The organism is Flavobacterium sp. WV_118_3 (assembly GCF_039778605.1).
In the GTDB taxonomy this organism is placed as follows: domain Bacteria; phylum Bacteroidota; class Bacteroidia; order Flavobacteriales; family Flavobacteriaceae; genus Flavobacterium.
Genome location: NZ_CP156060.1, coordinates 590,401 through 609,030 on the forward strand (window position 1 = coordinate 590,401; position 18,630 = coordinate 609,030).

Here is an 18,630-nt window from a genome sequence, read left to right on the forward strand (position 1 = left end):
TCGATGTTAATATTAAAACAAAAATAAAGGAAAATTGTATCTTGCACCGTTAAATTTTAGTAATAATGAATAGATTCTTTAAGATAGTGGGAAGTGCATTGTTAATGGCTACTCTTTTTGCCTGTGACGATAATGGTAATTCTACTGTTGAAGTCCGGGATTACGGTCAACAATTTGCTTCAGATATCGTAGCTATTGAAAATTATTTGAAAACACATTATATTGAGGTAACTCATAATGTGAATGGTGATGTGAATGAAACAACTATCACGGCTATCCCTGACGGCGGTTCGCAGGTTTCTATCTGGGATCAGACAACCTATCCGTTACAAACTAAAATTGTAAAACTGCACAATATAGAATATAAGGTATATTATCTGAAACTTGCTGCAGGTACAGGAGATGCACCTTGTGGTATTGATAAAGTATATACGTCTTATCGAGGATTGTTACTAACGGACGGTCAGTTTGATTATGCGCCAAATGCAACTGAAATTAACCTTTTGGGAGCTATTAAAGGTTGGGAATATATCTTCCCGGAATTTAAAAGAGGGACGTCTGTTGAAAATCCGGATGGAACTTTAGGTTATAAAGATTACGGAGCCGGTGTGGTATTCCTGCCTTCCGGTTTAGGATATTATTCCAGTTATGTGGGAAGTATTCCGGAATATTCGCCATTGGTGTTTACATTTAAGTTGTTCGATATCCAGTTCCTGGATCAGGATGGAGACGGTGTTTTATCGCGTTACGAATACGGTTTTGATGCCAATGGTGCCTTAATCGATACGGATGGCGATGGTGTAGCCGATGTTTTTGATATCGATGATGATAACGATGGGGTTTTAACTAAAGATGAAATCCGTATACCGGGATCAACAACCGGAGCACAATATTCATTTGATCAAATTCCAACCTGTGACACTCCGAATAGTAACGGTAAAAAGAGACATTTAGACCCAAGTTGTCACTAGTAAATAGAAGTGAGTCGTCCTAAAATAGGTTGACAGATTTTAGAATAAAAATATATTAACCAGTCAGGTTTTCTGGCTGGTTTTTTTGATGTATAAAGTTAGGTGTTTTCATTTTCAGACTCAAATGTGGTCTTTTATTATTATAGGTTTGTATTGCTGTTTTTATGAGTTTTTCTAATGTTTGTCCGTCTTTACATTTATAAATCAAAAATTCGTTTTTTAAAATTCCGTTTATTCTCTCAGCTAACGCATTCTGATAACAATCATATCCGTCGGTCATAGAGGGCGTAATACCGTTTTTAGCTAATACTTTCTGATAAATTTTAGAACAATATTGTAATCCTCTATCGGAGTGATGTATCAGTGGTAATGTTGATTTCCTATTCAGTACAGCCATTTTTAATGCCTGTACCACATTTTCAGAACTCATATCATCACTGAGTTTGTATCCCATTATTTTTCTACTATAAGCATCAGTAACTAAAGATAGATAATGCGTTTTCTGATGTGATTTGATATAAGTAATATCACTAACGTATACCTGTTCGGGACGGTTAATTTCACATTCTTTCAAAAGATTTTCGTACTTGTGTAGCCAATGTTTAGAATAGGTAGTTTTAGCGTAACTCTTCATTGGTTTAACAAGTAACTTCTCCCTTCTTAGATAATCAAATAAAGCATCACGACCTATCTTTACACCCTGTTGATCAAATTGCTTCGAAAGTAGATAATATAGTTTACGTGTTCCTATACGTGGCATTTCCAATCGCAAAGAAAGAACCAGATGCTTTACTTTGAGTAAGGCAGATTCCCGATGGAAGATTCTTTTTTGTTCCTGATATATAGCTTGTCTACTCATCCCAAACAATCGGCAACTTTTGGACAAACTTATTCCTGCTCCTTCCCGGAGTCGGAAGATGGTTTGGGAGAAAACTTTTTTCGGATCTGAGTTCCGTACTGACTATCAGAAATGTCGATCATCGTATTGAGAATCGTATTTCGAAGTTTCTCATCGGCCAGTTCTTTCTCTAATCGTTTAATAATTTGAGCCGGGGTTTCTTTAGATTTAGACATAAATAACAGATTTGGTTTACTCCAGTCTAAGTTACCATATTTTCGAAGCCAAACCAAAACAGTACTTCTTCCCTGGATTCCATAAACAGATTGAGCCTGCCTATAAGTCATTTCACCTTGTTCAACTCGGGTAATTACAGCTAATTTAAAAGCCATGTTGTAATCCTTTTGACTACGCTTAATAGCCTTGCTTTCTTTGTCTTTCATAATAAAGTCGATTTGGTGTCAACTTATTTCAGGACGGGACAAAGTTATAAAAAAAGCCTCCGCAAATGTGGAGGCTTTTTTTATGCTTGATCTGTAATTATTTTCGTTTTACCACTTTTTCAGCAGCAGCGGTAATCGCTTCGTTGTTAAGTTTGTATTTCTCCATTAACTGATCCGGAGTTCCGCTTTCGCCAAAACTGTCTTGAACAGCAACGTATTCTTGTGGTGCAGGGTGGTGTAGCGATAGGGTACGGGCAACGCTTTCGCCTAAACCGCCAAGCATGTTGTGCTCTTCGGCTGTTACCACACATCCGGTTTTAGCAACCGACTTTAGAATTGCTTCTTCGTCCAATGGTTTAATGGTGTGGATGTTGATCACTTCTGCACTGATTCCTTTTGCTTCCAAAGCTTCGGCAGCTACCAATGCTTCCCATACTAAGTGTCCGGTAGCGATAATGGTTACGTCAGTACCTTCGTTTAGTAAAACCGCTTTTCCAATTTCGAAAGTTCCGTTTTCCGGTGTGAAGTTTGGAACAGACGGACGGCCAAAACGCAAATATACCGGACCGTGATGATCGGCAATAGCTAAAGTGGCTGCTTTGGTCTGGTTATAATCGCAAGTATTGATCACAGTCATTCCCGGTAACATTTTCATCAAACCGATATCCTCCAGAATCTGGTGGGTAGCTCCGTCTTCTCCTAATGTCAAACCAGCGTGCGAAGCACAGATTTTTACGTTTTTATCGGAATAGGCTACCGACTGACGAATCTGATCGTAAACGCGTCCGGTAGAGAAATTGGCAAATGTTCCGGTAAATGGAATTTTACCGCCAATGGTCATTCCCGCTGCGATTCCGATCATGTTTGCCTCGGCAATTCCGATCTGGAAGAAGCGCTCCGGATGGTTCTTTTTAAAATCATCCATCTTTAACGATCCGATCAAATCGGCGCAAAGAGCCACTACATTTTCATTCTTTTGTCCTAATTCGGTTAATCCTGCTCCGAAACCGGAACGGGTATCTTTATTTCCTGTGTTGGTATATTTTTTCATTGTCGACTTTTAATTAAATAAGGTTGTAACGGAACGGCGGTTTAATAATCGCCTAAAGTTTCAGGGTTTTGTGCCAGAGCGCTTTCCAATTGCGCATCGTTAGGCGCTTTTCCGTGCCATGCGTGCGTATGCATCATAAAATCAACTCCATTACCCATTTCGGTGTGTAGTAATACGCAAACTGGTTTTCCTTTTCCTGTTCTCGATTTGGCCTCTGTCATTCCCGAAATGATCGCTTCGATGTTGTTCCCTTCTTTAATTTCCAAAACATCCCATCCAAATGCTGTGAATTTAGCATTCAAATCACCCAATGATAAAACTTCTTCGGTAGTACCGTCAATTTGTTTTCCGTTAAGGTCTACGGTAGCAATATAGTTGTCTACTTTTTTAGCAGAAGCATACATTGCTGCTTCCCAGATCTGACCTTCCTGTAATTCACCGTCACCGTGTAAACTGTAAACGATATGGTTGTCTCCGCTTAATTTTTTAGTTAAGGCAGCACCAATAGCTACCGACATTCCCTGTCCTAATGATCCGGATGCTACGCGAATGCCCGGCAATCCTTCATGTGTAGTCGGATGTCCCTGTAAACGGGAATTGATCAAACGGAAAGTAGCTAATTCTGATACCGGAAAATAACCGCTTCGTGCTAGTACGCTGTAGAATACAGGAGAAATATGTCCGTTAGAAAGGAAGAATAGATCTTCTCCGATACCATCCATATCAAAACCTTCTTTGCGGTCCATCAGGTGTTGGTATAAGGTTACAAGGAATTCTGTACATCCAAGTGAACCTCCAGGGTGGCCTGAATTTACGGCATGAACCATACGAAGGATATCTCTTCTAACCTGAATTGTTAAGTCGTTTAATTGTTGAGTGTTAGGCTTCATTTTTTATGTAAAAGTTATACTAGGACAAAAATAGCTTTATTTTAAAGATGTACCAAACTCTTTTTCTCTTTATAAATGTAGACCAATAATAAATTAGAGATTGTCGTGTGATGTCTGATCGAAATGTAGTACTTTTAGTTACTTTTTATAACATTCTATTTCCTGTCAACAAAATGAAACGATTTTTAACGATCTATCTGGATTCGTACCGGGGATTGTCGCGTCCGGCATGGATGCTGGCTTTGGTTATTTTTATCAACAGAAGTGGCGCGATGGTGTTGCCTTTTTTGGGGATTTATATGACACAGGCCTTGCATTTTTCGATGAAAGAAGCCGGAACCGTATTGAGTTGTTTCGGGTTAGGTGCCGTTACGGGATCGTGGTTGGGTGGTTGGCTAACAGACAAAGTCGGACATTTTAAAGTGCAGACAACCAGTTTGTTGTTGTCGGTTCCAATGTTTTGTATATTGCCTTTTTTTAAAACAGTGGAAACGCTGGCGGTTGGAATTTTTATTCTGAGTGTGATTACAGATTCCTTCCGTCCGGCTAATTCCGTTTCGGTGGCCTATTATGCCAAACCGGAAAACATTACCCGTGCTTTTTCGTTAAACCGAATGGCGATTAATCTTGGCTTTTCCATTGGCCCGGCATTGGGCGGTTTGCTGGCACTTATTTCGTACGACTGGCTTTTCTACGGCAATGCTATTGGTGCCATTGTAGCGGGAGCTTTGTTTTTCTTTTATTTTCGAAATCGAAAAGGAAATGAAAATGTACTTAAAAAAGAATCGAACGTTGCCGAAAAAGAGATTTCACCGTATAAAGACAAGCAATTTATCTGGTTTAATATCCTTACGGCTTTATATGCTATTTGCTTCTTTCAGTTGCTGAGTACGTTGCCGTTGTTTTATAAGGAAATCCATAAATTGACGGAAGCCGATATCGGAATGTTACTGGCCTATAGCGGTATCGTGGTTTTTGCGTTGGAAATGTTACTGGTGCATCTTGCCGAACGAAAAATGACATCGGCTCAGGTGATCATCATGGGAACCCTTTTGTGTGGTTTGTCGTTTGCGATGTTGGTCTTACCGGGTAAATTCGTGCTATTATATGTTTCCATGTTTGTGTTGTGTATTTCTGAAATATTGGTGATGCCTTTTGTGGCTACGGTAACCGTGCAACGTTCCGGAGCTTCAAATCGCGGGGCGTATATGGGATTCGGTGCTTTGGCTTATGCTGTAGCGCATATCGTTTCACCCTATTGCGGAACACGTCTGGCATCGGCTCATGGATTCGATACGCTTTGGTTGGTAACCGGAGGAATAACGATTCTTACTGCTGTTGGCTTTTATGTCGTGATGAAAAAAATGGAATAAGACACCGGATGGCAGATGAAATAATCGTTAATATTTTCTAAGTAACCTCCTGTTCAATTGTCGAATTCGATTATCTTTGCCGATTGTAAAAAGTAATTATGAAGTTCGATTTAGTACACAAAGACCCGTTGTCAAAAGCAAGAGCGGGAAGTATAACTACCGATCACGGTGTAATTGAAACACCGATATTTATGCCAGTAGGAACGGTGGCTTCCGTAAAAGGAGTACACCAACGTGAATTGAAAAACGATATTAATCCCGATATTATTTTAGGAAATACCTATCATTTATACCTGCGTCCGCAAACGGAGATTCTTGAAAAGGCCGGCGGTTTGCATAAATTCATGAACTGGGATCGTAATATTCTTACAGATAGTGGCGGTTATCAGGTGTATTCACTTTCTTCAAATCGTAAAATTAAAGAAGAAGGGGTGAAGTTTAAATCGCATATCGATGGTTCGTATCACTTCTTTTCACCCGAAAATGTAATGGAAATCCAACGTACGATCGGTGCTGATATCATCATGGCTTTTGATGAGTGTACACCATATCCGTGTGATTACCGTTACGCCAAACGTTCGATGCATATGACGCACCGTTGGTTGGATCGTTGTATTGCACATTTGGATAAATTACCGTTTAAATACGGCTACGAACAGACATTTTTCCCAATTGTTCAGGGAAGTACCTATAAAGATTTACGCCAACAATCGGCAGAATATATCGCTAGTGTTGGCGCACAAGGGAATGCTATCGGCGGACTTTCGGTTGGGGAACCGGCAGAAGAAATGTATGCGATGACCGAAGTGGTAACGGCTATTTTGCCGGAAGATAAACCGCGTTACCTGATGGGCGTAGGAACACCAATTAATATTTTGGAAAACATCGCGTTGGGTATCGATATGTTCGACTGTGTGATGCCAACCCGTAATGCGCGTAACGGAATGTTGTTTACGGCGAACGGTTCCATCAATATCAAAAACAAAAAATGGGAAGCTGATTTCTCTCCTATCGATGAGATGGGGATTACTTTTGTAGATACCGAATATTCAAAAGCCTATTTACGCCATTTGTTTGCGGCCAATGAATACCTGGGGAAACAAATTGCAACGATTCACAATCTGGGCTTTTATATGTGGTTGGTTCGCGAAGCCAGAGAACATATCATAACTGGTGATTTTTATCAATGGAAAGAAAAAATGGTAAAACAAATGAGCCAACGTTTATAATCCGAACGACAACTTTAATTTTCGATAACCCGGATGAAAATAATTGACAAATATATTTTAAAACGTTATCTGGTAACATTTTCGGTAATGTTATTGATGTTTATCCCGATTGGGATTGTAATCGACGTTTCCGAAAAGATCAATAAAATGCTGGCGAACAAAGTTCCGCTAACAGCGATTTTAAAATACTATTACGACTTTACAATATATTTTGCCAACCTGCTTTTTCCGATATTCCTGTTTTTATCGGTAATCTGGTTTACGTCCAAGTTGGCCAATAATACCGAAATTATAGCCATTTTGAGTTCCGGTATTTCGTTTACCCGCTTTTTGCGACCCTATATTATTGGAGCGACGCTGGTGTCGTTGTTTTCCTTGGTAATGGGTTTCTTTCTGGTGCCTAAAGCCAGTCAGGGGTTTAATGATTTCCGCTACAATTACCTGTCAAATAGTCCTACCGTCAGGGAAAACCAGGACGTTTACAGGCAAATCAGTAAAGACGAATTTATCTACGTTAGTAATTTTAATTACGAATCGAAGATCGCTTTTAATTTTACTTACGAAAAATTCAAAGGGGATCAGTTGGAATATAAAATTAATGCCAGCCGGATTAAATGGAACCCGGAAGATAGTACCTATACCTTGTATAATTATTCCAAACGAACGATTGGAGAATTGGACGATAAACTGGAAAAACGCGATCAGATGAAGATGAAAATGGAGTTTGATCTGGAAGATCTTACGCCGGTGGTCTATGTGGCCGAAACCATGAATCTGGGCGAGTTAAACCGCTTTATCGAAAAAGAAAAACAACGGGGTTCCCCCAATATCAATACCTATCTGGTGGTAAAATACAAAAAATTCAGTATCCCGGTTTCAGCTTTTATCCTTACGATCATTGCGGTTTCCGTTTCCTCTATGAAACGAAGAGGAGGGATGGGAGTGAATCTGGCCTTGGGGATCGCTATTGCCTTTACCTTTATTTTCTTTGATAAGATCTTTGCGACGCTGGCCGAAAAATCCAGTGTGCCGCCGTTGGTAGCCGTCTGGTTCTCCAATGTCGTATTCGGAATCTTAGCTATTTATCTCCTCAGAAATGCCAAACGATAATATTAAAAGTTACCTACATCTCCATTTAATTGTTTTTATCTGGGGATTCACGGCTATTTTAGGAGGATTGATTTCATTGGATGCGTTACCATTGGTGTGGTATCGTATGATGATCGCTTTGCTGTTGCTTTTCCTGTTTCTGTTAGTTCGTAAAAGACCTATTGGAGCCTCGGGAAAAATATTGGCGGGTTTTCTGCTCGGCGGACTTGTGATTGCCTTGCATTGGCTTACGTTTTTTATGGCGATTAAAGTCTCTAATATCTCTGTAACACTCGCCTGTTTGTCTACAGGTGCCTTTTTTGCCTCCTTTCTGGAACCGATATTCTACGGTCGGAAAATGATCTGGTACGAGGTGTTGTTCGGTCTTATCGTAATTGTTGGACTGGGAATTATCTTTAATGTGGAAGGCGATCATATAGAAGGAATTGTTCTGGCACTGACATCCGCTTTTTTATCGGCATTATTTTCGGTGATCAACGGAAAATTCGCTCAAAAACACGAAGCTTCCGTGATTACATTTTATGAATTGTTAGGCGGTGTTGGGTTTTTAACCCTCTATATGTTGTTTAGCGGTTATTTTACACCATCGTTTTTTGAATTGTCGCTATCCGATTGCATCTGGCTTTTGGTGTTGGGATCGATTTGTACAGCTTATGCCTTCCTGGCTTCGGTAAAAGTAATGAAATACCTGAGCCCGTATACCGTAATGCTAACCATTAATCTGGAGCCGATTTACGGGATAATTCTGGCGGTTCTGGTTTTTCAGGATAAAGAAAAAATGAGCCCGTCGTTTTATGTCGGAGCGGCTATAATCCTGCTTACGGTAATCCTGAACGGCATAGCCAAGAACTATAAAAAAATAAAAACAAATTAATAAATTGTTACTACAATATAAAATGATAATTTATCTTTGTAGGCAAACTAAACCCAAAAAGGTATAAAAAAATGGAATATTTAGATTTTGAACTTCCTATTAAAGAACTTGAAGATCAACTGGATAAATGCCAGATCATCGGCCTTGAATCGGATGTTGACGTATCAAATACTTGCAAGCAAATCGAGAAAAAATTAGAAGAAACCAAAAGGAATATCTATAAAAATCTAACGGCATGGCAACGCGTTCAGTTGTCCAGACATCCAAGCAGACCTTATACTATGGATCACGTTAGAGCCCTTTGTGGGGACACTTTTCTGGAACTTTTCGGTGACAGAGGAGTAAAAGACGATAAAGCAATGATTGGTGGTTTGGGTAAAATCGGTGGGCAGTCGTTTATGATTGTCGGACAACAAAAAGGATACAATACCAAAACCAGACAATACCGTAACTTCGGTATGGCCAATCCGGAAGGATATCGTAAAGCACTTCGTTTGATGAAAATGGCGGAGAAGTTCGGAATTCCTGTAGTGACTTTAGTGGATACTCCGGGTGCTTACCCAGGATTGGAAGCCGAAGAAAGAGGACAAGGAGAAGCAATCGCCAGAAATATTTTCGAAATGATCCGTCTTAAAGTGCCGATCATCACGGTTATCGTTGGTGAAGGAGCTTCCGGTGGAGCTTTGGGAATTGGTGTTGGTGATAAAGTATACATGTTGGAAAATACCTGGTACTCGGTTATCTCTCCGGAATCCTGTTCGTCTATCCTATGGAGAAGCTGGGAATACAAAGAGCAGGCGGCCGAAGCTTTAAAACTGACATCGTATGATATGAAAAAACAAAAACTTATCGACGATATTATCCCGGAACCGCTTGGCGGCGCACATTACGACCGTGATACAACTTTCAAAACCGTTGAACAATATATCATGAAAGGATATAATGAGTTAAAAGACTTATCAACAGAAGAATTGATTGCACAGCGTATGGATAAATACAGCAAAATGGGTGAGTTCAAAGAATAAATTCAATTACTTACAAATACAATCATCCGAAGTCTTACAACTTCGGATTTTTTTTTGACTTATTAACATTTTTGGATGGTTATGAACATCCGATTGCTCACAATTCAAATTCGTATTACCTAAAAAATGGCTACCTTAGCAGTATGGAAAACCTCAAAAATATAAACCCTATTCGTGTAGATAAAACTACCATCATTAATCTGGAAAAAGGGAAGTTGCCGCCTCAGGCATTAGACCTGGAAGAAGCGGTTTTGGGCGCGATGATGATCGATAAAAAAGGTGTGGACGAGGTTATTGATATCTTACAACCCGATGCTTTTTATAAAGACGCGCACAAGTATATTTTCGAAGCCATCGTGGAACTTTTTAACGACACCCAACCGATCGACTTATTAACGGTATCGGCGCAGTTAAAGAAAAATGGAAAACTCGAATTGTCCGGTGGAGATTTCTACCTGATCCAGTTAACCCAGAAAATTTCATCTTCGGCACACATCGAATTTCACTCGCGTATTATTCTGCAAAAATACATCCAGCGAAGTCTGATTAAAATCTCAAACGAGATTATCGAAGAAAGTTACGACGAAACGACCGATGTATTCGATTTGCTGGATAAAGCCGAGTCCAAACTGTATGAAGTTACACAGGGAAATATCAAACGTAGTTCCGAAACGGCGCAGAGTTTGGTAATTCAGGCAAAAAAAAGAATCGAGGAAATCTCAAACAAAGAAGGATTGAGTGGAATCCCGACCGGATTTCATGATCTGGATAAATTAACATCCGGTTGGCAGCCTTCGGATTTGATCATTATTGCGGCACGTCCGGGTATGGGTAAAACAGCTTTCGTACTTTCGATGGCTCGTAATATGGCTATCGATGCCGGTGCACCTGTAGCTTTATTTTCACTGGAGATGTCATCCGTACAGCTGATCACCCGTTTGATTTCCTCCGAAACCGGTTTGTCTTCCGAAAAACTGCGTACCGGTAAACTTGAAAAACATGAATGGGAACAGCTTTCCATCAAGGTAAAAGACCTCGAAAAAGCACCCTTATATATCGACGATACCCCGTCACTTTCCATTTTCGACCTTCGCGCCAAGGCAAGACGTCTGGCTTCACAATATGGAATCAAAATGATCGTTATCGATTACCTTCAGTTAATGACTGCCGGTGGTGGTGGAAAAGGCGGCGGAAACCGAGAGCAGGAAATCTCGACCATTTCCCGAAACTTAAAAGCCCTTGCAAAAGAGTTAAATGTACCGGTAATTGCCCTCTCGCAGTTATCGCGTGCCGTTGAAACCCGTGGAGCGAGTAAACGTCCGTTACTTTCCGACTTAAGGGAGTCCGGAGCGATCGAGCAGGATGCCGATATCGTATCCTTTATTTACCGTCCGGAATATTATAAAATTGACGAATGGGACGACGAAGAGCGTTCGCCAACACAAGGTCAGGCTGAGTTTATTGTAGCAAAACACCGTAACGGTGGATTGGATAATATCCGTCTGAAATTTATCGGTAATCTCGGTAAGTTCGACAACCTGGACGACTTTAGTTCGCCATTCGACGAATTGCCTTCCCGTATGAATATGGATGAAACGGCATTTATCACCAAAAACCTGCCATCAGCCAACGAAGCATTTGGTAGTAACATGAATAGCTTTGACGACGACAGTGATGTCCCGTTTTAAAAATAGTAAAAGGTCTGTTGCGGCAGACTTTTTTTTATGCCTTTTTGTTTTTGAAATAGTTTATCTTTGAAAATAAAAAACAAGAATGCGTCTTCGAAATATCCTATATAGCATCGTACTAATGTTGATTTCCTTGTCGGCAAAAGCGGCTTTTATTTTATTGCCGATGGAAGCCGAAGGACAGCAAAATCATCTGAAAGCCTACGGAATTACCTATTGGGCATTGGACAAACACTATAAAGTGAGTTGGTTGCTCAATTATCGCGGCGGTTCGTTTTTGTTGCCGGATGCGTCGGAAATCCGAAAAGAATGCCAGATCCGAGGGGTTACTTTTGAAGTGCTTTCCGATGGACAAACCAATGGGATTTTAGAAGATATCAGTTCGCCTTCTCAGAATATGGAAACCGTAGTTCTCGAAAAAGCACCCAAAATTGCCGTGTATACGCCAAAGGGTAAACAACCCTGGGACGACGCGGTGACACTGGTGTTGACCTATGCCGAGATTCCGTTTACCGCAATCTATGACGAAGAAGTACTGAGTGATGCTTTGTTGTTATACGATTGGTTACACTTACATCACGAGGACTTTACCGGACAATATGGTAAGTTTTTTGGAGCCTATCGCAACGCACCCTGGTATATCGAACAGAAAAGAGATGCCGAAGCATTGGCTAAAAAACTTGGCTTCGGTAAAGTTTCACAGGAAAAACTCGCCGTAGCTAATAAAATCCGTGATTTTGTGATTGGTGGTGGTTTTATGTTTGCCATGTGTTCGGCGACCGATAGTTTTGACATCGCCTTATCAGCTGAAGGTGTGGATATTTGCGAACCGATGTTCGACGGCGACGATAGTGACGCGAATTACCAATCGCGAATCGATTATAATAAAAGCTTTGCCTTTAAAGATTTTATTCTGGAAAGAAATCCGATGATTTATGAATTTTCGGATATCGATATGTCGCGCAAACGAAAAGTACTACCGGATAATGATTATTTTTCACTGATGGAATATTCGGCCAAATGGGATCCGATTCCAAGTATGTTGTGCCAGAATCATACCCAACTGATCAAAGGCTTTATGGGACAAACAACTGCTTTCGACAGCGAACGAATCAAATCGAGCGTATTGGTGATGGGCGAAAACAAAGCCAATGGCGAAGCGCGTTATATTCATGGGACGCGAGGAAAAGGAATGTTTACGTTTTACGGCGGTCATGATCCGGAAGATTACGAACACCGCGTGGGTGACGCGCCTACAGTGTTGGATTTGCATCCGAATTCTCCCGGTTATCGTCTCATTTTAAATAATGTATTATTCCCGGCGGCCCGAAAGAAAAAATTAAAAACTTAACTTTTTATACGTCCGATTTTAGAGCACAACGGTAGAAAGTCTTCCTAAACAGGAGGGCTTTTTTTTGTGCAATTTGTATAACATTTTTTTCTTAAATGTTTGATTATTTACTGTTTGTTTATGATTTGATTACTTTTGTATAACAAAGTGTGATAATTTGCGATTATTTTTAACGGAATCATTGAAAATAAAAATTAATAGTATTATTTTTACACGGAACTTAATCACTTGAATATGGCTAAAAATACGATTACTTTGGACACTGCTCGGGAGTGGGCGGAAAGATGGAAGAAAAAAAAAGGTGACTATGTAGGGCACCATAAATTAAAGGCGTTTTTAATCCCGGGAATTGACGTTACGCAGGTAATGAGCGAATGTGGCGTTACCAATGTTAGAGCCTACCTTGGAGTTGACGAAGATCATGTGGAAAAACTAATGATCGTTGGTGTCGATGCCGATGGAAATGATATGATCGATGAAAGCAAAGGTTTTTATATCTATGATTTTTCAGAGCCTTGCCCTAGTACGTGTAATAAAAAAGCTCCCTTTATTAGTGAAGGAGAATAAAAACGCTGCTTTTGATTAATTATATTATTTATTTAGGGTATCTGTTTTCGGGAATCAATCTGCTGTTGTATTTAAAAAATTACCGGAAGGAAGAAAAAGCCTATAAAATAGTTACCCTTTATTTGCTGGTTATCGCAATAATCCAGTTTTTTACCAGCTTGCTTAAAAACAACGGAATCCATAATTTGTTCCTGTCCCATTTCTATTTTATCCTGCAAATGGTGTTTTTAAGTTTCTTTTATCTGGAAATTCTGGAGCAAAAAGTGCAACGACGAATCGTACGAACTTGTTTAATGACCTGTTTGTGCGTTCTTGGAATACAATATCTGACGGATAAAGAGCTGTTTTTTCGCTTTAATCTGTTCGAAATTTTTATCACGTCATATCTGATCATTATTTATTCGATGTTTCATTTTTATAACCTGTTAAATACCGAAAAGCGCTATTACTATATCAATACCGGAATCTTGGTGTATTTGTTTGGAAGTACGGTGTTGTTTTTATCCGGAAATCTGATCAATACCTTACAACTCGAATCCCGAAATGTGGTTTGGCTGTTAAATGCAACCCTGGTGGTGATCTATCAACTGTTTATCTTTATCGAATGGCGTAAGCGTTCCCTGAAAAAAAACGAAGACTATGAATAATCTCAATCCAAAAGATATGGAAATCATCAGTGCGGTACTCTATACGTTTGTCGCGTTTGTACTGATGATTATCGCCATATTGTTTTTTGTGTATTATTCCCGGAAAAAAATCATCCAAAAGGAACTTGAAAAAAAAGATCTTGAAATCGATTACCAGAAAAAACTATTGCAGGCTACCATTCTTACACAGGAAAAAGAACGGGAACGGATTGCTCAGGATTTGCACGATGATATCAGTTCCAAGCTAAATATCATTGCGTTAAACAGTCACTTGCTAACGTCAACGGGTTTATCGTCAGCAGAAGTACAGGAAATAACCGGGAATATTATTACGACTACTGGTGTCGTATTGGAAAGTTCCCGTACGATAGCACACAATTTGTTACCGCCAATATTAGATAAGTTTGGGTTACATGCGGCCATCGACGAACTTTGTCAGCAAAGTAGTGGTGGCACCATCAAGATTGAATATAAAAACGATACAAAACAGCGGACTTTTGATGCCATTCCGGTCGAACAGCACTTACATATTTTTAGAATTTTACAAGAATTGATCAACAATTCGCTGCGGCATGGAAAAGCAACCCGCATTATGATTGTTTTTAATAAAGATAACAACGGTTGTTATTGCAATTATTCCGATAACGGTAGCGGTTTTGATACCAGGGATATTAAAAAACTGGCTGGCTTGGGTATGAAAAATATCGAAAGTCGGGTTGCAATGTTGGAAGGAGAACTACGCGTAGAAAGCGAAATTAATAAGGGAATTCATGTCACAATAAATTTTTAGCACCTATGATCAAAATTATTTTAGTCGACGATGAAGCCTTATTCCGAAAAGGAATAGCTTTTATCCTGCAACGGGAAAAAAACTTCGAAATACTTTTTGAAGCTTCCAATGGCGGGGAACTGATTGATTACCTGAATCTGAACGAGCAACGTTTGCCCGATATTATTTTGATGGATCTTAAAATGCCGATGGTTAACGGTGTCGAAGCGACCAAATTCATTCATCGCCGGTATCCGCAAATCAAAATTATCGCACTTACCAGTTATGATTCCAAACCGTTTATCGCGAATATGGTTCAGGTTGGAGCGGCGTCTTATTTGGTGAAAAATGCGTCGCCAATGGAAATGTTGTTTACGATTAATGAGGTGATGGATAAAGGTTTTTATTATAACGATTTTGTCATGCAGGTGGTTAATGAGAATTTGATTCTTGAACAGAAAAAATCCAAAACCAATCTGGATGAAGATTATCTGACGAATCGCGAAATTGAAATCCTGCGGCTCATTTGTGGTCAGATGAATACCAACGAGATCGCCGAAAAATTGTTTATCAGTCCACGGACGGTTGAAGGGCATCGCAACAATCTGTTGTTGAAGACGGATTCTAAAAATGTGGCCGGGTTAGTCGTTTATGCGATTCAAAACAAGATTGTCAGCCTCGATAGTTTGTCGTTTCAATAACGACTGTTTTTCCGAAAAAGCATATTTTTGTGGTTCAATTAAAGCGACCGCATGAATTATAATGCCATTCTTCAGGAGATATACCAACAAATAAAGCGACTGCCGGTAACCGGAACTGTTACGGAAACCATTCCCGAACTGACTAAAATTGATCCCGATAAGTTTGGCATGCACCTCACCACACTCAACGGCGATGATTTTGGTATTGGGAATAGTGACGAAAAATTCTCCATTCAGAGTATTTCCAAAACACTAACGGTAGCGATGGCGTTTTCGCTATTGGGCGAACGGATGTGGGAACGGGTAGGAGTAGAACCTTCCGGGAATCCGTTTAATTCGCTTGTTCAGTTGGAATACGAAAAAGGAATACCACGCAATCCGTTTATTAATGCCGGAGCGATTGTAGTAGCCGATATGTTGGTGTCGCAATTAAAAGATCCTAAAAAAGAGTTTCTGGATTTTGTTCGAACCTTGTCCGGAAGCCCCGATATTGATTTTAATCGTAGTGTCGCGGAATCGGAAAAGCAAACCGGATTCCGGAATGTGGCTTTGGCCAATTTTATCAAATCGTTCGGCAATATTCAAAACGATGTGGATAGGGTTCTTGATTTTTACTTTTTTCAGTGTTCTATTGAAATGAGTTGTAAAGAACTCGCACATGCTTTCTTCTTTTTTGCCAATGGAGGGATCACAAAAAATGGTCAGCAGGTGCTAACGCAAAGTCAGGCGAAGCGCTTAAATGCGTTAATGCAGATGTGTGGTTTTTACGACGAATCCGGTGAGTTTACCTATAAAGTAGGATTACCCGGTAAAAGCGGAATCGGTGGTGGTATTGCGGCTTTATATCCTAAAAATTTTACCGTAACAACCTGGAGTCCGCGATTAAACGAAAAAGGAAATTCGGAATTGGGTATGAATGCCCTTGAGCTACTCACAACCAAAACCGGAATGTCTATATTTTAAAATCTTTTTAAGTTTTTTTACTTAGTTTTAAGTTAGGCTAAAGAGGTATCACTATTATTTGGAATGTTTTCAAAAAAATTGACTTGACTATTAAATATTACCTTTTAATTAGTCTAATGTAAGTCCTTTGTTAGTGGTTTTGATCTGTGTTTTTGTATTATTCCGATATTATGGATGTTAATAATTCTATAACGTATTACCACATTAGTCAAGAATCGAATAATTTAGCTTAGCGGAATATTTTAGGGAGATTTTATTGAAGACAAATAAAAGTGTCGATGATTAATACCTGATTACTAACATACATCGGTTTTATGAAGTTGAAAGCTTTTGTTATTGAACCGATTAATTTTTTTAAACCGCAGTAAACTGATTTGATTATTAATTAACTTCAGTCATTTGCCTATTTTGTTTTTTTAGATTTCCATTCAATCTTTTAATTTTTTGTTCTAGTCGAATTAATTTACTGTTCTTTAAATCGGTTGTATTTACTCTTGTTAAAACAATTCTTCCATTAACTGAAAAGTCTTTGAATTTACTGTGTAACAAATCAATTGAACGATCAATTTGTTCAACAGCTTTAATTAAGTCCGATCCTTTTAGTTCAACAAAATATGATTCTTTTTTGTCACAGTTGAGCAATAGAAAATCACATTTTGAATTATGGTCATCAATTAAGCAGCCATCAACTCGATATTTGGTTAATTTATTTGAAGAATTGTTTTCATATATATATGTTGTTGATGACTTCTTATCAGTCATGGTAACTATTTTTCTGTTTTGATTATGAAATTCAAAGCAAGTTTCAAATGGTTTACAAGACATAATTATTCAGTTTCAAATTGAAATAAAAAATCGAATTCATTATTGATGATACTAGAAACAGAATCGATTTTTTCTTGTTGTATTATATTCAATTCTTTGTCAATAATATCAGTGACTAATCCGTTTTGGACCATTGCTGCAAAAACTTGTTGCCTGTTTATCCATAAATTTTTATTGATTTTTTTTGAAACCTCTGCCCTATTAGATTGTCCAACTTGATGCGCTAGTATTAAATTATTGATTGATGCTAGTATATAGGGGCTATGTGTTGTGATAAATACTTGAGAGTTCTTTATGTTAAAAAGTAAAGCTATAAGGTTAGAAATTTCCTTTTGTGCTTCTGGAAATAAATGAGCTTCAGGTTCTTCAATAACAATAAAAACATTTTGCTTTTCTAAAACAATAATAAAAAGTAGTAGTAATATCCATAGTGACTCTTGTTGTCCTGAAGATGAAAAGCTAAGTTTTACATAATTTTTCGATGTGTAAAAAATTTTTTCCCCATCTTTATCGAATTGATATTTTCCCTTTAAAATTTTTGTGATAATTTCCTCTGCAAGTTTAGTTGTTTCATAATCAATGTCTTGTTGAGTAAGTAGTCGTCGTTCTTTAATAATATCGCTTAATGATTTATTAAATATAGGTCTGACAATATTGATCTTATCTAGAAAAGTCCTCATTAAAAAATCAAGACTCCTAGAGTTTACATACTGTAGTTGTTCAGACAAAGTTGCTAATAAGCTTCTACCGGCTGGTATAAAAATTAATTCTCGATCTTCTTCAAAGATTGAATTACATTTCTGCTTTATTTGATTAATAAATTTTCTTTTGTCTGTATCTAACTGAAGTAAATCTTTACTTGTTAAGAGAGATGGGTTTCTTTGATTTATGGACTGTGAAAAATCTTTGACTTCCCAAATAATTTTTTTTATTTTCTTAAGAAGTGATTCACTAAATTCAGGCGTTATATATTTGTGATTTGTTTCAAGTGTAATGCTGATCCAAATATCATCACTATAATAATATTTTAACTGTAAACTGTTTAAATGAGTGCTTGCCCCAAAGTAATCAAGAAACTTTTGACGCACTATTTTTCCATAAGAATTGTTAAAATGCTTTTTAAATTCGTTTTTGTCTAGTGCATCAATGAAATATTTTACCAAATCATCGTTAAGAGACTTGAAAAAGAAAATGGTTTTTGCAATCGTACTCTTACCACTTGCTTGCGGACCAATGAGCAAAGAGAAATCTTGTATCTCAAGATCTAACTCTTTTATTGGTCCGAAGTTTTTTATTTCTATTCTTTGCATTTTTT

Annotated in this window: 18 protein-coding genes; 13 read left to right on the forward strand and 5 right to left on the reverse strand. The window is 38.5% G+C overall.

Annotated features, from left to right (window positions below):
* The first annotated feature begins 65 nt into the window (after positions 1–65).
* Positions 66–971, forward strand: a complete 906-nt coding sequence (locus ABFU83_RS02820; RefSeq protein ID WP_347068771.1) for an FKBP-type peptidylprolyl isomerase — start codon at positions 66–68, stop codon at positions 969–971.
* A 55-nt stretch (positions 972–1,026) separates the two neighbouring features.
* Here ABFU83_RS02820 and ABFU83_RS02825 read toward each other — a convergent pair.
* The 3 genes from ABFU83_RS02825 to ABFU83_RS02835 all read right to left on the reverse strand — a co-directional run bounded on the left by ABFU83_RS02825 (position 1,027) and on the right by ABFU83_RS02835 (position 4,193).
* Positions 1,027–2,252 (reverse strand): IS3 family transposase gene (locus ABFU83_RS02825; protein WP_347068773.1). Its coding sequence is split into 2 segments (ribosomal slippage): positions 1,027–1,913 and positions 1,913–2,252, totalling 1,227 coding nucleotides; the frame shifts between segments, so codons are not numbered across the junction.
* Between the two features lie 97 nt (positions 2,253–2,349).
* Positions 2,350–3,303, reverse strand: a complete 954-nt coding sequence (locus ABFU83_RS02830; protein WP_347068775.1) for a transketolase C-terminal domain-containing protein — start codon at positions 3,301–3,303, stop codon at positions 2,350–2,352.
* Between the two features lie 41 nt (positions 3,304–3,344).
* A complete protein-coding gene (locus ABFU83_RS02835) occupies positions 3,345–4,193 on the reverse strand; it encodes a transketolase (RefSeq protein WP_347068777.1) in 849 nt (282 codons plus the stop codon).
* Between the two features lie 173 nt (positions 4,194–4,366).
* Here ABFU83_RS02835 and ABFU83_RS02840 point away from each other — a divergent pair, with 173 nt between their 5' ends.
* From ABFU83_RS02840 to ABFU83_RS02895, 12 genes are all read left to right on the forward strand, one after another.
* Positions 4,367–5,566 carry an MFS transporter gene (locus tag ABFU83_RS02840; protein WP_347068779.1) on the forward strand — a complete coding sequence of 400 codons (1,200 nt, stop codon included), beginning with the start codon at positions 4,367–4,369 and terminating at the stop codon, positions 5,564–5,566.
* A 98-nt stretch (positions 5,567–5,664) separates the two neighbouring features.
* Entirely contained in the window at positions 5,665–6,795 is a 1,131-nt protein-coding gene (tgt, locus tag ABFU83_RS02845) for a tRNA guanosine(34) transglycosylase Tgt (protein ID WP_347068781.1), read from the forward strand.
* A 33-nt stretch (positions 6,796–6,828) separates the two neighbouring features.
* Positions 6,829–7,905: an LptF/LptG family permease gene (locus tag ABFU83_RS02850; protein ID WP_347068783.1), complete on the forward strand. Its 1,077-nt coding sequence runs from the start codon at positions 6,829–6,831 to the stop codon at positions 7,903–7,905.
* On the forward strand, positions 7,892–8,779 hold the full coding sequence (locus tag ABFU83_RS02855; RefSeq protein WP_347068785.1) for a DMT family transporter: 888 nt from the start codon (positions 7,892–7,894) through the stop codon (positions 8,777–8,779). The genes ABFU83_RS02850 and ABFU83_RS02855 overlap by 14 nt, the downstream gene beginning before the upstream one ends.
* Before the next feature lie 71 nt (positions 8,780–8,850).
* Complete coding sequence (locus ABFU83_RS02860) at positions 8,851–9,804, forward strand: acetyl-CoA carboxylase carboxyltransferase subunit alpha (protein WP_136403200.1); 954 nt, start codon at positions 8,851–8,853, stop codon at positions 9,802–9,804.
* Between the two features lie 143 nt (positions 9,805–9,947).
* Complete coding sequence (gene dnaB / locus ABFU83_RS02865; RefSeq protein WP_347068787.1) at positions 9,948–11,492, forward strand: replicative DNA helicase; 1,545 nt, start codon at positions 9,948–9,950, stop codon at positions 11,490–11,492.
* An 85-nt stretch (positions 11,493–11,577) separates the two neighbouring features.
* On the forward strand, positions 11,578–12,843 hold the full coding sequence (locus ABFU83_RS02870) for an asparagine synthetase B (RefSeq protein ID WP_347068789.1): 1,266 nt from the start codon (positions 11,578–11,580) through the stop codon (positions 12,841–12,843).
* A 234-nt stretch (positions 12,844–13,077) separates the two neighbouring features.
* Positions 13,078–13,410 carry a hypothetical protein gene (locus ABFU83_RS02875; protein WP_347068791.1) on the forward strand — a complete coding sequence of 111 codons (333 nt, stop codon included), beginning with the start codon at positions 13,078–13,080 and terminating at the stop codon, positions 13,408–13,410.
* 11 nt (positions 13,411–13,421) lie between these two features.
* Positions 13,422–14,057, forward strand: a complete 636-nt coding sequence (locus ABFU83_RS02880) for a hypothetical protein (protein WP_347068793.1) — start codon at positions 13,422–13,424, stop codon at positions 14,055–14,057.
* Positions 14,050–14,847, forward strand: a complete 798-nt coding sequence (locus ABFU83_RS02885) for an ATP-binding protein (RefSeq protein ID WP_347068795.1) — start codon at positions 14,050–14,052, stop codon at positions 14,845–14,847. Before ABFU83_RS02880 ends, ABFU83_RS02885 begins: the two co-directional genes overlap by 8 nt.
* A 5-nt stretch (positions 14,848–14,852) precedes the next feature.
* A complete protein-coding gene (locus tag ABFU83_RS02890) occupies positions 14,853–15,527 on the forward strand; it encodes a response regulator transcription factor (protein WP_136403194.1) in 675 nt (224 codons plus the stop codon).
* A gap of 51 nt (positions 15,528–15,578) precedes the next feature.
* On the forward strand, positions 15,579–16,490 hold the full coding sequence (locus ABFU83_RS02895) for a glutaminase (RefSeq protein ID WP_347068797.1): 912 nt from the start codon (positions 15,579–15,581) through the stop codon (positions 16,488–16,490).
* A 381-nt stretch (positions 16,491–16,871) separates the two neighbouring features.
* On the opposite strand, the gene ABFU83_RS02900 is transcribed toward ABFU83_RS02895, so the two are convergent.
* Both ABFU83_RS02900 and ABFU83_RS02905 read right to left on the reverse strand, forming a co-directional pair.
* Entirely contained in the window at positions 16,872–17,252 is a 381-nt protein-coding gene (locus tag ABFU83_RS02900) for a hypothetical protein (protein ID WP_347068799.1), read from the reverse strand.
* Positions 17,253–17,317: 65 nt separating this feature from the next.
* The gene (locus ABFU83_RS02905) at positions 17,318–18,625 is read right to left on the reverse strand and encodes an AAA family ATPase (protein WP_347068801.1); all 1,308 of its coding nucleotides are present in this window, start codon (positions 18,623–18,625) and stop codon (positions 17,318–17,320) included.
* Positions 18,626–18,630: the final 5 nt, after the last annotated feature.

Coding starts and splice junctions, on each gene's coding strand:
- tgt (WP_347068781.1), top strand. CDS start 5,665: ATGAAGTTCGATTTAGTACACAAAGACCCGTTGTCAAAAGCAAGAGCG.
- ABFU83_RS02855 (WP_347068785.1), top strand. CDS start 7,892: ATGCCAAACGATAATATTAAAAGTTACCTACATCTCCATTTAATTGTT.
- ABFU83_RS02850 (WP_347068783.1), top strand. CDS start 6,829: ATGAAAATAATTGACAAATATATTTTAAAACGTTATCTGGTAACATTT.
- ABFU83_RS02835 (WP_347068777.1), bottom strand. CDS start 4,193: ATGAAGCCTAACACTCAACAATTAAACGACTTAACAATTCAGGTTAGA.
- ABFU83_RS02870 (WP_347068789.1), top strand. CDS start 11,578: ATGCGTCTTCGAAATATCCTATATAGCATCGTACTAATGTTGATTTCC.
- dnaB (WP_347068787.1), top strand. CDS start 9,948: ATGGAAAACCTCAAAAATATAAACCCTATTCGTGTAGATAAAACTACC.
- ABFU83_RS02895 (WP_347068797.1), top strand. CDS start 15,579: ATGAATTATAATGCCATTCTTCAGGAGATATACCAACAAATAAAGCGA.
- ABFU83_RS02900 (WP_347068799.1), bottom strand. CDS start 17,252: ATGACTGATAAGAAGTCATCAACAACATATATATATGAAAACAATTCT.
- ABFU83_RS02905 (WP_347068801.1), bottom strand. CDS start 18,625: ATGCAAAGAATAGAAATAAAAAACTTCGGACCAATAAAAGAGTTAGAT.
- ABFU83_RS02885 (WP_347068795.1), top strand. CDS start 14,050: ATGAATAATCTCAATCCAAAAGATATGGAAATCATCAGTGCGGTACTC.
- ABFU83_RS02860 (WP_136403200.1), top strand. CDS start 8,851: ATGGAATATTTAGATTTTGAACTTCCTATTAAAGAACTTGAAGATCAA.
- ABFU83_RS02840 (WP_347068779.1), top strand. CDS start 4,367: ATGAAACGATTTTTAACGATCTATCTGGATTCGTACCGGGGATTGTCG.
- ABFU83_RS02820 (WP_347068771.1), top strand. CDS start 66: ATGAATAGATTCTTTAAGATAGTGGGAAGTGCATTGTTAATGGCTACT.
- ABFU83_RS02890 (WP_136403194.1), top strand. CDS start 14,853: ATGATCAAAATTATTTTAGTCGACGATGAAGCCTTATTCCGAAAAGGA.
- ABFU83_RS02830 (WP_347068775.1), bottom strand. CDS start 3,303: ATGAAAAAATATACCAACACAGGAAATAAAGATACCCGTTCCGGTTTC.
- ABFU83_RS02875 (WP_347068791.1), top strand. CDS start 13,078: ATGGCTAAAAATACGATTACTTTGGACACTGCTCGGGAGTGGGCGGAA.